Origin of the sequence: Haloterrigena sp. H1, from assembly GCF_005938085.1 — an archaeon.
In the GTDB taxonomy this organism is placed as follows: domain Archaea; phylum Halobacteriota; class Halobacteria; order Halobacteriales; family Natrialbaceae; genus Natrinema.
This window is the reverse complement of the sequence record NZ_SMZK01000001.1, coordinates 62,101-76,126: the sequence shown is the minus strand read 5'-3', so window position 1 is coordinate 76,126 and position 14,026 is coordinate 62,101. Positions and strand designations below refer to the sequence as shown.

Below are 14,026 nucleotides of genomic sequence, written 5' to 3'. Positions count from 1 at the left end.
CGCTATCCAATCCCGAGCAGCGAACGCAAGGTCCGCGTCTTGACCCCACACTCGGTGGCGAACTCACAGGTGTTGCATTTCGAACGGGTCTTCGTCCGCGGCGGCGGGCCGTCCAGCTCGCGAACTGTCCTGAGCGCGCTTCGATACTGGGCTTTCCGTCTGGTCGTCACGTCGATCGACCGGATCACGCCGTATGCCGGATACTCGAGCCAGACTCGCTCGACCGATTCCTGCTCCTCCCAGGCGAGCGCCTTCGCAGCCGCAACCGCATGAACCGACTGCGATCGCCAGACACCGGTTTCGGGCGGCGCGCCCGACGAGACAAGCGTCGGCTCGAGCGGATCGGCGAGCACCTTGTGAACGATCCCACGACAGTGCCGGCCAGTCGCGAACACGTCCCGCTCGTCGGGATTCCGAATCCGTTCCCAGTCGCCTGTGTCCTCGAGTCGCCGTTTCGTCGCCGCCAACCGCTCGCGGTAGCGACTGGGTGAAACGGCGATGGGCTCGGACTCGAGGGTATCCAGTGGGGTCTCGAGTAGCGTTTCGTAGCGAGGCTCGAGCGCGCGGATCGTCTCGACTTCCGGCGGTGGCTCGCGCTCCTCGTCCGGCAGGGTCCGCTGATAGTAACACTTCCGCGCACAGTAGGCGGCGGTTCGAAGATTACTGAACGAGACGTGGGTGCGAGTCACAGGCCGTCTGGCCGCGGTTTCCTATAAAAAGGGTCGCCGTCGGGGAAGGGGCAGAGTTGCACCCGCGAGCGAACCCGACGGGTGAGCGAGCGGGCCGACGACCGATGTGGAGCGAACGCAGTGAGCGGAACGGAGGGAGGAGTGCTTTTGATCAACCTTTTACCGAGCGACCGACCAACGGGAGGGAGCGTGGTTCGAGACGCCGAAGGCGTCTCGTCATCAAGCGAAACCGAAGGTTTCGCGGACATCGCGAATCTTCGATTCGCTCAGTCACGAGAGAGCTTCGCTCTCTCGAACGACAGCGTAAAAGGGTGGTTCTAGAAGTCCACGTCCGTCTCCATCCCCTCGGTCGCGTCCTCGAGCCCGTCTTCACGAACGTCGGTCGTCATGCGTTCGGTAATGTCGGCGTCGGCGAGGATACTGTCGAACTCGTCGCGGTAGCGGTCGTTGGCGGTTCGGGACTGGGTCTGTGTCTCGGCGACGCGGCGAGCGCGACGGATCTGGGCTTCGCTGACGTCGTACTCGTCGGCCAGCGTCGCGTCGTCTTCCTCGCGGTCGCGGATCGCCGCGAGATCGATCTCGTCGGCGTCATCCTCGCCGATGAGGTGCAAGGACAGCCGCGCGTCGAAAATCACGTTTTCGTCGACCCCGAGTTCGGCAGCGAGGTCGGTGTCGCTTCGGTCGTCGTAGAAGCCTCTGGCAACAGTAATCAACTCGTCGTCGGACAGCGGCGTTTCGAACGCGTAGCGCTCGCGCATCTGCTGGACGACGCTCCGGAGGCGGTTCTCGTCCGAGCGCTCATCTCTCTCGAGCGAGCCGCGGGTATCTTCCTGCGATTCGGTGACGGTTTCCTCGCCGTCAGTTACATCGGTGAAGATATCACGGAGTTCCTCGGTTTTCTCGTTCATGGGTGGACACTCCCGACGGGAGCCTATTTAAGCCTGTTGCCAGATAGCGTTGAACTGGGGCCGTTCGAAGATGAACCGGAATTATAAACTAAAAATGATGGTGGTATTTTCGCAAGACTGCAGCGGGATTTGCAGCGATTTTGTGTGACAAGAATTAAGTCTCAGCCCACCACCTCATTGTGCATGAATACGTTAGCACAGGCAGACGTCGCAAGGGAGACGTACTGGGGAATCACCAGCGTCGAGTACGCGGTGTTTTACTTCCTTGCGTTCGTGACGGTTGCCGTCTTTACTTACGGTGTCTACCGCCGGTTCGCTCGGTACACACAGGGTGACGGCGATTCGCTCCCTCGCCTCGACGAGCTCCAACGGCGCGTCGTGAGCGCAGCCAAGATCGTCCTCTCGAACGAGAAACAGTTCAACAGGGACCTCTACGGCGGGTTGATGCACTCGTTTATTCTCTGGGGGTTCCTGACGCTGTTTATCGCAACCTCCATCCTGATGGTCGAAGAGTACGCCGCGAAGAAGCTGCTCCATATCTCCTTCTGGAACGGTGACTTCTATCTGGCCTACCAGTTCATGGTCGATGCGATGGGGCTGCTGTTCGTCGTCGGCATCGGCATGGCCCTCTACCGGCGCTACTGGGTCCGCAACCACCGCCTCTGGGATCGTCACACCTCCGCCGAGGACGATCTGTTCATCTGGACGCTGTTCGCTCTCGGCATCGGTGGCTTCCTGCTCGAGGGACTGCGCGTCTACAGCGCCGGGATTCCCGACCACGAGGTCGTCAGCTTCGTCGCCTACGGGATGGCGCTTGGCTTCGACGCGGTCGGGCTGGCGACGCTCGGCCCCGCCCAGGCCGGGTTCAACAGAGCCGGACTCAACGTCGAGAACCTCCACTGGCTCGCGTGGTGGACCCACTCGCTGGTTGCGTTTTTCTTCATCGCGTGGATCCCCTACGCCAAGCCGTTCCACATGCTTTCGTCCTTTGCGAACGTCGTCACCCGCGACGAAAAAGCCGGGAAACGGCTGCCCAACGTCCCCTCGGATCTGGACGCGACCAACGCCGAGTCCATCGACGACTTCACCTGGAAAGAGTTGCTGGACCAAGACGCCTGTACCAAGTGTGGCCGGTGTTCGTCGGTCTGTCCCGCCAAGGCCTCCGATCGCCCGCTGGATCCGCGTAACGTCATCCTCGATCTAAAATCCTATCGCGAGGAGCTCGACGCCGGTGGCGAGGAACAGCCGATCGTCGCCGACGGCGGCACCTCGGTGATCAACGCTGAGACGATGGAGTCCTGTATGGCCTGTATGGCCTGTATGGACGCCTGTCCCGTCGAGATTGAGCACCTCAAGAGCTTCACCCGGCTCAACCGTCAGCTCACCGATCAGGGTGACATCGACTCGAGCATGCAGGACGTCTTCCAGAACGTCATGCAAAACGGCAACACCTTCGGTGACTCTCCACGGAATCGCGGTGACTGGACCGACGACCTCGAGTTCGACGTGTCCGACGCCCGCGAGGAGGAAGTCGACTACCTCTGGTACGTCGGTGACTTCCCGAGCTACGACGAGCGCAACAAGCAGGTCGCGCGGTCGCTGGCGACCATTCTCAAAGAGGCCGACGTCAGCTTCGGGATCCTCTTCGACGACGAGAAGTTCGACGGCAACGACATCCGTCGCGTCGGCGAGGAGTTCCTCTACATCGAACTCGCCGGCCACCACGTCGAGACCTGGGAAGACTGCGAGTTCGATACGATCGTCTGTACGGACCCCCACTCCTACAACACGTTCAAAAACGAGTACCCCGAGGTCGACTTCGAGGAGTTCGCCGACGACCCGATGATGCCCTTCGAGTACGACGAGCAATGGAACGCAGACGGCGAAATTGACGTTCTTCACTGGACTCAGGCCGTCGAAGAACTCGTCTCCGAGGGTCACCTCGAGCTGTCGGGAACGGAACTCGACTACACGGTCACCTACCACGACCCGTGTCATCTCGGCCGATACAACGACGAGTACGAGGCCCCCCGCGAACTCATTAAAGCGACGGGCTGTGAACTCGACGAGATGCCCCGCAACCGCGCCAACTCCTTCTGCTGTGGCGGCGGTGGCGGTGGCCTCTGGATGGACTTCGAAGAAGAGCCCAAACCGAGTGAGGAACGGATTCGTGAGGCGCTCGAGGACACCGACGCCGGCAGCGGCGTCGAGAAGTTCGTCGTCGCCTGTCCGATGTGCATGACGATGTACGAGGACGGCCGCAAAACCGGCGGCTATGAGGACGACATCGAAATCGTCGACGTCGCTGAACTCATCGTCGAAGCCATCGGCAAGACCGAGGAAGCAAAGGTCGAGGTCGCAGCCGAGTAACGACGATCCGTTTTTCCCCGACGGCTCTTTCGACCACGGTTTCGTGACGTGGCTCGAGCGTGATCGATTCGTGAGACACCGAACGATTCAGTCGGAGCCGCTGGCTCGAGTCGCCGCGTCGTGACTCTCGGCCCCGGATGCAACGTTTTCGGTCTGTACTTCGCGGACGAACTCGAGGAAGTTGTCGAAGACGAGTTTCGCCTCGCACGATTGCTGATAGTTCTCTTCGGTGATCTCGGCGAGGATCGACTCGAGGCGCTCCTCGGAGAGGTCCTTGCGGTGGACGAGTTCCCGGGCGGTCTTGCTGTCGTACTCGGGGTGAAACTGGACGCCGAAGACGCGGTCCTTGCGGAAGCCGTGGTTCGAGTACTCGTTTTTGGCGAGGGGGTCGGCCCCAGAAGGGAGGTCGACGACCGCGTCGGAGTGGCTTGTAAAGGCGGTAAACGTCTCGTCGATACCGTCGAACAGCCGCGAGTCGCCGGTGTGTTCGATCTCGCTGTAGCCGACCTCGTAGACGCCCATGTCGTCGACGGTGCCCCCGAGGACCTCGGCCAGTAGCTGGTGGCCCCAACAGACGCCGAGGAAGGGGATCCCGCGGTCGATCGCCTCGGCGACCCACTCCTTGACGGGACGCATCCAGTCGTCGTCCCAGTAGACCGACGACCGGGAGCCAGTGACAACGGCACCGTCGTAGTCGAAGTCGTCGGGGACCGTCCCGTCGGTGGCGTCGAACTCCGCCAGCGAGGCGTCGAGTTCGCGCCGGAAGTTCCGCGTCGTGTTCTTGTCCTGATGGGCCGCGTTCAGGACGGCGATTCGAAGGTGACTCATTGCAGCCTAGTGGTAACTCAATGAAAATAGGCCTTGTGTACAGTGCCGACATTGCCATGAGCACCGACATCCCGATCGTGGTTCGTCTCGGCGGCAAGTCGAGCGAACGGAGCCCAGCCGCGATCGGCTCGCCGGACTGATACGGTCCTGTCAGTGGGTTCCGGCGCACCAGCGACCGTCCTGCGGGTGCACCAGTACATCGGTACAACAAACCGTATCACCGCAACTGATAGGATCCGTCCCCGTCGCGGTGGAACCGGTCGCCAGTGTGGAACCAGCCATCTACGAACCGACCGTGATCGGCAGCCGCGTCAGTTTCGGCACTGTCCATGTAGCCGTCGGCGAGCATCGGCCCCGACAGCTGTAACTGCCCATCGGCAGCACCCTCGAGAACTGTCCCCGCCTCGTCGACCAGACGGGCGCGACAACTTGGCACCGGGCGACCGACGGGAGCACTGTCGGCATCGAAACCTGACGGGTCGGTGTCGAACCCGCCGCTCATGGCGGTCGGACACTCGAGGCGGCCGTACACCGGTGCAACTGGAACGTCGCGGTCCCGGTAGGCCGCGACCGCCTCGTCGTCGATCGGCCCCTCGCAGACGACGCGCTTGAGCGAGTCGACCGCGTCGTCGAATCCGGATTCGGCCGCGATATCACGAATCGCCCGTTCGCGGCCGCACAGGAGCGTCGCGTCCGCCGCGGCCATCGCGGTCGTAGCGTCGCCGGGATCGAACGCGCGGTCGAGCAAGAGCGTGCCGCCGACGTAGAGCACCGACAGCGCGACGCGGACGAGGCCGTCGGCGGTCGACAGCGGCGTCGTGAGCGGCACGACGTCGTTGGCGGCAAGGCCCCACGCAACGACGCCCGTGATGCAGTTTTGCTCGATGGCGGTGATTGAATAGCCGGCGACCGGGCGGCCGGTCTCACCGTGGAGCACCAGCGCCGGCGTCGCGTCCGTCGGTCGCTCGCCGCGGTCGACCGGTTCGCCCTCGGTCTCGGCCAGTTCCTCAAGCGTCACGACCCGATCGAACGGAATCGATCGCACCAGGTCGCGCTGGGCCGCCTCGGCGACGACGAGCTCGGGCTCTATGACGTCGAAGGGACGCTCGACGGTAGCCGGCGTCAGCAGGTGCGAGATCGGTGCGAACGTCGCGCCGAGCCGTCGACAGGCGAAACACAGCGCGAGCGCAGGGACCCGGTTTCGCGTGACGAGACAGACCGTATCGCCGGCCTCGACCTCGCGTGCGGCGAGTCGCTCGGCCGTCCGCTCCGCGATCGTCGACAGTTCCTCGTAGGAGACGCGGTCCTCGTGGATCGTCTCCGTGGGGGCGTGCAGCCGCCGCTCGGAGATGTCGACGACCGCCGTCCGATCCGGGAAGTGGTCAGCCCGCCGCGCCAGCGAGAGCGTCACGGTAGTCGCTCCCACCCTCGAGTATGTAGTAGATAGGGGGTCAGTCGCAAGCACGGACGCGTGAGCTAGCCGGCTTACTCGTCGTCGTCCGTCTGGCCCTCGAGAAACCCGAGCAACAGATCGTTGACCGTCCGCGAGCGCTCGATGAAGCAGAGATGGCCCGCCCCCTCGAAGTCGTGGAACTCGCCGCGGGGAAGCCCCTGGGCTAGCTCCTGTCCGGCTGTAGGCGACACCAGTTCATCAGCCCCACCGTGGAACACCCGCGTCGGCTGGGTCACCTCGACCAGCCAATCACTCGCATCGAAGTCCGCGAGCGCTGCGACCTGAGCCTCCCAGCTGTTTCGGTCGGCATCGCCATCGGCCCGCCAGTCGACGATGCCGTCGCACACGCCGGGCTGGGCCGCCAGAAAGTCCTCGGAGAGGCCCGCAAAAAGCGACTCGCGAAGCGCGTCGGGATCATCCGGCGGCGCGAACAAGGGCTCGAGATCGAAGTCCGATCCCTGCGCAGCAGTGCCGAACAGCGTCAGCGTCGCGACGCGATTCGAGGTCCGGGCCGCCTCGAGTGCGATTGCGCCGCCGAGGCCACAGCCGACAAGGTGGGCGTTGCGGATCTCGCAGTCGGCGAGCACTGCCTCGAGGTCATTGACGAGCGTCTCGAGGCTATAGGGGCCGGGTGGCGCGTCCGATCGGCCGGTTCCCCGAAGGTCCCAGACGACGGCCTCGTAGGGACCAGCGACGGCGGCGTGTTGCCACCCCCACAGCCAGCCGCCGAGGCCCGCCTCGGGGACGAAGACGACGGGCGCACCCTCGCCTGCGCGGTCGTAGTACAGCGAGACCGATCCGTTCGATGCAGTCGGCATGGGTGACTCGAGGGGACGAGCGCTGAAAGAAGGGGTCGGTTTCGATGCGAGTCGTCGGGGATAATCGTGTCGACGGGCTCAGGCGTTCAGGATCTGACGCAGGACCTCTGGGGCGTCCTCGAGCGCCCCGTCGAGATCGTCGACGTTGGGGCCGCCGCCCTGTGCGAAGTCCGCCGGGCCACCGCCGCCGCCGCCGACCTTCGAAGCGAGTTCGCCGACGACTTCGCCGGCGTTGACGCCAACGTCGTCGGGCACAGCGACGACGAACTGGGCACCGCTTGCTCCGCTTCCGAGGACGGCGATCTTGCCGTCTTCGGCGAGGGCGTTGGCGGTCGCGCGCAGTTCGTCCATGTCGGCGTCGATCCGGTCGATGACGGCCGTCGCGTCGCCGACATCGACTTCCTCGCCGCTGCCACCGCCGCCAGCGCGGGCTTCGGCGAGCTGTTCTTTCAGGTCCTCGATCTGCTTGCCGCGGTCCTTCCACTCCTCGAAGAAGCGTTCGGCGGTGTCGGGGACCGCCTCGGGTGAGACGTCGAGAATTTCGGCAGCCTCGTAAAGGGCGTCCTCTTTCTCCTGGGTCGCCTCGATGGCGGCCTCGCCGGCGGCGAAGGTGATCCGTTCGACGCCGTCCTGGACGCGTTCGGTCGAGAGGATCTTGATCGCGCCGATATCGCCGGTGCGGGCGACGTGGGTGCCACCGCAGGCCTGGGTGTCCTCGTCGACGTGGATCAGCCGGATCTGCTCGCCCGGCGGGATGCCGCCCTGATAGAGGTCGAAGCCGTGTTCGGCCTCTGCGTCGTGGCGGTCGGGCCACTCCTGGGTGACCGTCGTGTTGTCCATGACGATCTCGTTGGCGCGGTTCTCGATCCGCTTGATATCGTCGCGGCTGATGCGGTCGTAGTGGCGAACGTCGATCCGAGAGCTTTCGACGCCCTTCTGGGCACCGGCCTGCCGGATGTGCTCGCCGAGGACCTGCCGAGTGGCGTGAATGACGATGTGGGTCGCCGTGTGATGGCGCATCAACTGCCGGCGCCGGCCGCCGTCGATCTGGCCGTTGACCAGTTCTCCCTTGCCGGGGTTCTCGTCGGTTCGGTGGAGGATGACGCCGTCTTCGATCTGAACGTCCTCGACCTCGACGGTCGTGTCGTCGGTCGAGAGCGTGCCCGCGTCCGCAGGCTGGCCACCGCCTTCGGGGTAGAACATCGTCTGGTCGAGAACAACGTCGTAGCCCTCTTCGCGCTCGAAGACATCGAGGACGACCGCCTCGAACTGCGTGCGCTGCTGGTCGTCGTAGTAGAGTTTCTCCGTCTCGGGGAGATCCTCAAAGCGTTCGTCTTCGCCCTCGTCGGTCTCGGCGACCGCTTCGGGGGTGTCGTGGCGCTTTGCGACGAGACTGTAGAAGTCGTCGGGCACGTCGACCTCGGCACCCGCGTCCGCGGCGATCTCCTCGACCATATCCGGCTGGAGGCCATGCGAGTCGTAGAGTTCGATCAGTTCCTCGGTCGGGATCGGCTCGCCCTTGTCGGCGTACTCCTCGGCCATCGTCTCGACCCGGCGACCACCGCGCTCGAGCGTCTCGCGGTATTTTTCGACCTCGGTCCGGACGATATCACGGATCGTGTCGCGGTTCTCGTACTCGAGACGTTCGGCCTGCATGTCGACGAGTTCGTCAAGCGGCGCGTCGACGCCGGCGGTGTTACAGAGCCGTTTGGTGCGCCGGAGGACCATCCGCGCGAGATAGCCGGTCCCGACGTTCGAGGGGACGATGCCGTCCCCGAGCATGTACGCCAGCGTCCGGCAGTGGTCCGCGATGGCGTAGATGTCCTCGAGGGGCTCCATCAGGTCCTCGAGTTCGGCGGGGTCGACGTCGAGTTCGGCCGCGATCTCGCCGCGGGCAGTTTCCATGTCCTCGGCCTCGTCGATGTCCATGTGGCCCGCGAGCTTCGCTGCGCGATAGATCAGCTCTTCCTCCTCGTCGGTGTGCTCGAGACCGGCGTTCTCCTTGAGGAAGGCGATCATGTCGGGGTAGACCGCCTCGTAGACCGTCGGCGTCCCCTGGGAGACCCAGGTCCACCGCTCGAGCCCGTAGCCGGTGTCGACGATGTAGGTGTCCATCGGGCTGTAGCGGTTGCCGTCTTTCATCTCGTACTCGCCGTCGGAGTCCTGTTCGAGGGACATGAAGACGAGCGTCGCGAGTTCGACGCCCCGATAGATGACCTCGATAGCGGGCCCGGCGTTGCCGCCGCCGACCCACGGATCCTCGATGTAGATGACTTCCTCGAGATCGACGCCCAGCGAGTCGAAAAAGCCGTCACAGAGTTCGACGGTGCGGTCCTTCCAGTAGACCTCGCCGTGGTAGGCGTACTCGTCTTCGTCGACGTCCTCGCGCGTGTTGAACGCGTGGTGGGCCATCATCTCGAAGGCCATCGTGTGTCGACCGGTCTTGCCGACGTTGTCGATGTCCTGCATTCGGATGCAGGGCTGGGAGACCGTCAGCGGGTTCGCCGGCGGCGGCGTCTCGCCGCTCGTGACCAGCGGCTGGAAGTCGTAGATCGACGCCTGGGTCAGCAAGACGTCGTCACGCCAGCGGTTCGCCGCGACCGGGTAGGGTTCGATACGTTCGTGCTCGTGATCCTCGAAGTAGGAGAGAAAGGTCTCGCGCATCTCCTCGAGGCTGTACTCGTCGGCGAACCCCGAGTTGTCGATGAAGCCGTACTCCTCGCAGGGCGGCTCCCCACAGGTCTCCCTGTCGTGGTCGCGCGTCCAGAAGTGAGCGCCACATTTCGGGCACTCCTTGCGCTCGAATCCTTCCTCCTCGAAGTACTCGAGGCGGTACTCCTCCTCTAGTTCGCTCATTACGCGTCTATTGCCCGTGCAGCGCGTAAAACAGTTCCGCAACCGCGGCCGCGAACCAATCGGCAGCTATCCAATGACAGTTACCGCTGTCCTACCGTCGCCGTCGGATCGGCCAGTAAATTTTTAAGGGGTAATAGAAACGACGTATGGCGTAGACGGCCAGCCACACGATTCGGACGCCGATCGCACGCGGGGCGCGGTCGGGTATTCACGGCTGATAGCATCTCGGCTGTTCGAACGAATGACACAACTGCAAGCGACCACGCGACAGCGAACGATCCTCTATCTCGCCGGCCACGAGGCGACGGCCAGCGACGGCGCCGAACGACTCGAGAACGCCGAGAGCGACGGCCACGAGCGGTCGGTTCGATCGACGACGACACACGAGATCGAACAGATACGCAACTGGGCACCCACGGTCGACTGCGTCGTCTTCGCCGAGACGCCGACGACAGCAGCGGGCTCGAGTCTGCTCGATGTGGTCGAGGCCTGTGGCTCGACACCGCTCGTCCTCTTTACCGACAGTTCGTTCACACCGGCGGCCGCACGCTCGACCGGCGGCATCGACGGCTACGTCCGCAGCGATACCGACGACGCCGTCGTCCACCTCGCAGACGAGATCGAGTGGATCTGTCGTGATAGGTCGCGGACGGACGCCGACGCCGAAACATCCAACCACACGGAGCGCGACCGGCTCCGGACACTCGTTGCGGCCATCCCGGACCCGGCCGTGTGGTACGAGTTCGAGGACGGCGACCCCATCGTTCGAGCGGCCACCGACGCCATCGCCGCGGTCTTCGACATCGAGCCGGTCGACATCGTCGGCGAGCCAGTCGACGAGTGGCTCGTCCCATCCGGCCTCGAGCATCGCCGAACGACGCTGCGCGAGGCGCTGCGGGCGGGCGAACGCCACCAGTTCGAACGTCGCCACGACACGGACGACGGCATCCGCGACTTTCTGGTCACGCTGGAACCGCTCGAACCGGCCGCGAGCGACGCCGGTGCGAACGTAGACGCCAATCCAGGCGGACTGCTCGTCTATCACGACGTGACCGAGCGCCATCGCTGTAGACGAGCGCGGGCCGCCGCCGACGCGCGGCTCGAGGCGATCACCGATCTACTCGAGGACGACATCTGGCTGTCGCTGAACGTCGCTCGCGGCCACCTCGGGCTCGCCGCCGACACCGGTGAGAGCGACCACGTCGCGACCGTTGCGGACGCACAGGAGCGCGTCGAAGCAGCACTCGAGCGACTGGCTGCGATCGCCGAGGGAGACGAGACACTCGTCAATACCGAGCCCGTCGGCGTCCACGACATCGCACGACAAGCCTGGATTAGCGTCGACACCGGCGACACGCGACTCGTCACGCGGGACGCGACCGATCGCATCCTCGAGGCAAACAAGGCACGGCTGCGGGAGTTGTTCGAGCACCTGTTTCGGCTCGTCGTCGACGACGAGACAGTACCGGCCGTCGTCGTCGGCGTGACCGACGACGGCTTCTGTCTCACACAGTACGATCCGGAGGCGGACACCGAAGCCGTCGATGCGCTCGAGACGGAGCCAGACGCGACGGAACGGGTCGCCAGCCACTCGGCTGTGCTTGACGGTGCCGACGACGTCGGGGCTGTCGAGCGCATCGCCGATATGCACGGCTGGAGCGTCGATATCGTCGAGGACAACGGTCAAGTCGCCGTCGTGTGTCGCGGTGTTGCCGACGGCGAACGGGCGCTACCCGGAATTTATACTGTCGGACAGCAGTCAAGACGACGTCGGTCGCGAATTCGTGGCCGTCTCCACCGGTGACGGCCGCAGCAGCGCGACCGATCGTCACGTCGTTCTGTCCGGCAGTATTAGGCGTCGTCCTCGAGCGCCAGCGACGCCAACATGGCCTCGAGTTGCAGCCGTTCGTTTGCGCCTTCAGTAATTCGATAGTCGACCTCGCCCAGGCGCTCGAGCAGGCGGACAGTCGCTTGCTCGGGGATGTCGAACGCCCACGCGGAGCGGTGCAGTTGGTCGATGACGTCGCCGCCGGCGAGTCCGCGGTCGGTCAGCAGGTCCTCTAAGGCGGCGCGGGCGGCGGTGAAGTCGCCGTCGATGGCGTACTCGACCATCGCTTCGACCTCCTCGGGACGAGCGGTGGCGGTGATCGCGAAGACGGTCTCCTCGTCGACGGTCTCGCCCATGACGGCCGCGGCCTGCAGGGCGTTGATCGCCTTGCGCATGTCGCCGTCGGCCGCGTACACCAGCGCGTCGACGCCGTCGTCGGTCACCGCGATGTCTTCGGTGGCGGCGATCTCCCGAATCTGGGCCTCGATTGCGTTCTCGGAGAGTTCGGTAAACCGGAAGACCGCACATCGCGACTGGATCGGATCGATGATCTGACTCGAGTAATTACACGAGAGAATAAACCGAGTGTTGCTCGAGAACTGCTCCATCGTCCGACGCAGCGCCGACTGGGCGTCGGAGGTGAGCGCGTCGGCCTCGTCGAGAAAGATGATGCGGTGGTCGTAGCCGCCGAAACTCGAGCGCGCGAAGTCCTTGATGCGGTCGCGGACGACGTCGATCCCGCGCTGGTCGGAGGCGTTGAGTTCGAGGAAGTTCTCGCGCCAGTCGTCGTCGTAGACCTCGCGGGCGATGGCCTGTGCGGCCGTGGTCTTGCCGGTGCCGGCAGGCCCCGCGAACATGAGATGGGGGAGGTCGTCCTGCTCGACGTAGCGTTTGAGCCGCGGGACGATGTTCTCGTGGCCTTTGATCTCGTCGAGTCGCTCCGGCCGGTACTTCTCGATCCAGACTTCCGTCTTCCCGGGGGTGGGCCCCGCCGCCTCGGCGTCGGCCTCGGCCTCGCTCATACCGGTCGAAGGTGCGGCCGCAAGATAAATCGCCCGAAGGTCGCGCTGGCAGTCGACTGCCCGCTCGAGCGCGCCATCACCAGCAGACACCGTCGACAGCGAACCGACACAGGTCTTGATACCATGCTAACACGTTTTTGGTCCTGCTCGTGGAACGAAGCCACATGAGAGGAAGGGGAAACCGAAGGCCACAGTTCGTCGTCGCGTTGCTGATCGCCGTCGTCGTCATCGGCACCGTCCCGGCGGTCGTCGCCGGCCAGTCCGCCCCCCAGGCCGGCGGGACGGTCGTCGTCGAGGAAGGAGAGACGGTCGACGACCTGCAGGCCGTCGGCGGAACCGTCATCGTCCGCGGAACCGTCACCGGCGACGTCAGTGCCGCCGGTGGTGACGTCCGAATCGAGGAGACCGGCCAGGTCGACGGGAACCTCGAAGGCGGCGCGGGGAGCGTGACGATCGCCGGCACCGTCGACGGCGACGTCGAGGTCGGCGCGGGGAGCGTGACGGTGGCCGAAAACGGCACCGTCAACGGCACGTTCACGGCCGGCGCCGGGACCGTCGTCATCGATGGGACCATCGGGAGTGACGCCGAGATCGGCGCCGAGACGATTCGACTGGGCGAGACGGCCACGATCGCGGGCGATCTCCGCTACGACGGCGACCTCGAGGGCAACACCGACGCGGTCGCGGGCGACATCGAAGAGGATCCCGCGCTCGGCGTCGACGTCGCGCCGACGGTCCAGCCGTTTGCGTCGTGGCTGTTCGCTGTCTACTCCTTCGTGGTGAATCTCCTGCTCGGTGCGATACTACTCGCACTCTTCCCGCGGTTTTCCGACCGTGTTGCCGATCGTGTCGCGAGGGGGCCAATTCGAACCGGACTGGTCGGACTGGGGGTGTTCGTCGGCATACCGCTCCTGCTCATCGCGCTCGCGATCACCATCGTCGGCATCCCGCTGTCGCTCATCGGGATACTGGTCTTCGCCTTGCTGCTGTGGATCGGGGCTATCTACGGATTCTTCGCGGTCGCTGCGTGGATCCTCTCGCTGGTCGGCCTGGGCAACCGCTGGCTCGCACTTATCGTCGGCCTCTTGATCGGCGCTGCACTCACCCTGGTGCCGATCGTCGGTGACGTAATCAATTTGTTCGTCCTCCTGCTCGGTCTCGGCGCGATCGCTCGCGCGCTGTACGGCCGCCGAGGAGCCGACACCGGCCCAACCGAGGCGCCGGCGGACTGACGTGAGTGGAGCGACACGACTG

General features: G+C 64.7%; 10 protein-coding genes. 3 read left to right on the top strand and 7 right to left on the bottom strand.

All coding sequences use genetic code 11. From position 1 onward, the window contains the following. Positions 1-2: 2 nt before the first annotated feature. A complete protein-coding gene (locus tag E2L06_RS00355) occupies positions 3-689 on the bottom strand; it encodes a hypothetical protein (RefSeq protein ID WP_138777537.1) in 687 nt (228 codons plus the stop codon). A 317-nt stretch (positions 690-1,006) separates the two neighbouring features. Continuing rightward, a complete protein-coding gene (locus E2L06_RS00350) occupies positions 1,007-1,597 on the bottom strand; it encodes a conditioned medium-induced protein 4 (RefSeq protein ID WP_138777535.1) in 591 nt (196 codons plus the stop codon). A gap of 183 nt (positions 1,598-1,780) precedes the next feature. On the opposite strand from E2L06_RS00350, the gene E2L06_RS00345 reads away from it, so the two are divergent. Further along, positions 1,781-3,967, top strand: coding sequence for a 4Fe-4S dicluster domain-containing protein (locus E2L06_RS00345; RefSeq protein WP_138777533.1), 2,187 nt, complete (start codon positions 1,781-1,783; stop codon positions 3,965-3,967). An 87-nt stretch (positions 3,968-4,054) separates the two neighbouring features. Here the strand turns inward: E2L06_RS00345 and E2L06_RS00340 are convergent, their stop codons facing one another. From E2L06_RS00340 to alaS, 4 genes are all read right to left on the bottom strand, one after another. Next, the gene (locus E2L06_RS00340) at positions 4,055-4,795 is read right to left on the bottom strand and encodes a type 1 glutamine amidotransferase (protein WP_138777531.1); all 741 of its coding nucleotides are present in this window, start codon (positions 4,793-4,795) and stop codon (positions 4,055-4,057) included. A 217-nt stretch (positions 4,796-5,012) separates the two neighbouring features. Beyond that, the gene (locus E2L06_RS00335) at positions 5,013-6,221 is read right to left on the bottom strand and encodes a class I adenylate-forming enzyme family protein (RefSeq protein WP_138777529.1); all 1,209 of its coding nucleotides are present in this window, start codon (positions 6,219-6,221) and stop codon (positions 5,013-5,015) included. Between the two features lie 59 nt (positions 6,222-6,280). Next, complete coding sequence (locus E2L06_RS00330) at positions 6,281-7,066, bottom strand: alpha/beta fold hydrolase (protein WP_138777527.1); 786 nt, start codon at positions 7,064-7,066, stop codon at positions 6,281-6,283. 78 nt (positions 7,067-7,144) lie between these two features. Then, a complete protein-coding gene (alaS, locus tag E2L06_RS00325) occupies positions 7,145-9,922 on the bottom strand; it encodes an alanine--tRNA ligase (RefSeq protein ID WP_138777525.1) in 2,778 nt (925 codons plus the stop codon). A gap of 241 nt (positions 9,923-10,163) precedes the next feature. Here alaS and E2L06_RS00320 point away from each other — a divergent pair, with 241 nt between their 5' ends. Beyond that, a complete protein-coding gene (locus E2L06_RS00320) occupies positions 10,164-11,726 on the top strand; it encodes a PAS domain-containing protein (RefSeq protein WP_138777523.1) in 1,563 nt (520 codons plus the stop codon). A gap of 47 nt (positions 11,727-11,773) precedes the next feature. Here E2L06_RS00320 and E2L06_RS00315 read toward each other — a convergent pair whose 3' ends face one another. Continuing rightward, positions 11,774-12,772: a replication factor C small subunit gene (locus E2L06_RS00315; protein ID WP_138782465.1), complete on the bottom strand. Its 999-nt coding sequence runs from the start codon at positions 12,770-12,772 to the stop codon at positions 11,774-11,776. A 164-nt stretch (positions 12,773-12,936) separates the two neighbouring features. On the opposite strand from E2L06_RS00315, the gene E2L06_RS00310 reads away from it, so the two are divergent. Continuing rightward, the gene (locus E2L06_RS00310) at positions 12,937-14,004 is read left to right on the top strand and encodes a polymer-forming cytoskeletal protein (protein WP_138777521.1); all 1,068 of its coding nucleotides are present in this window, start codon (positions 12,937-12,939) and stop codon (positions 14,002-14,004) included. Positions 14,005-14,026 lie beyond the last annotated feature (22 nt).

Bases quoted from the DNA above. Each gene is read 5' to 3' on its own strand.
- E2L06_RS00350 (WP_138777535.1), bottom strand. From the start codon at position 1,597: ATGAACGAGAAAACCGAGGAACTCCGTGATATCTTCACCGATGTAACT.
- E2L06_RS00345 (WP_138777533.1), top strand. From the start codon at position 1,781: ATGAATACGTTAGCACAGGCAGACGTCGCAAGGGAGACGTACTGGGGA.
- E2L06_RS00340 (WP_138777531.1), bottom strand. From the start codon at position 4,795: ATGAGTCACCTTCGAATCGCCGTCCTGAACGCGGCCCATCAGGACAAG.
- E2L06_RS00330 (WP_138777527.1), bottom strand. From the start codon at position 7,066: ATGCCGACTGCATCGAACGGATCGGTCTCGCTGTACTACGACCGCGCA.
- alaS (WP_138777525.1), bottom strand. From the start codon at position 9,922: ATGAGCGAACTAGAGGAGGAGTACCGCCTCGAGTACTTCGAGGAGGAA.
- E2L06_RS00320 (WP_138777523.1), top strand. From the start codon at position 10,164: ATGACACAACTGCAAGCGACCACGCGACAGCGAACGATCCTCTATCTC.
- E2L06_RS00315 (WP_138782465.1), bottom strand. From the start codon at position 12,772: ATGAGCGAGGCCGAGGCCGACGCCGAGGCGGCGGGGCCCACCCCCGGG.
- E2L06_RS00310 (WP_138777521.1), top strand. From the start codon at position 12,937: ATGAGAGGAAGGGGAAACCGAAGGCCACAGTTCGTCGTCGCGTTGCTG.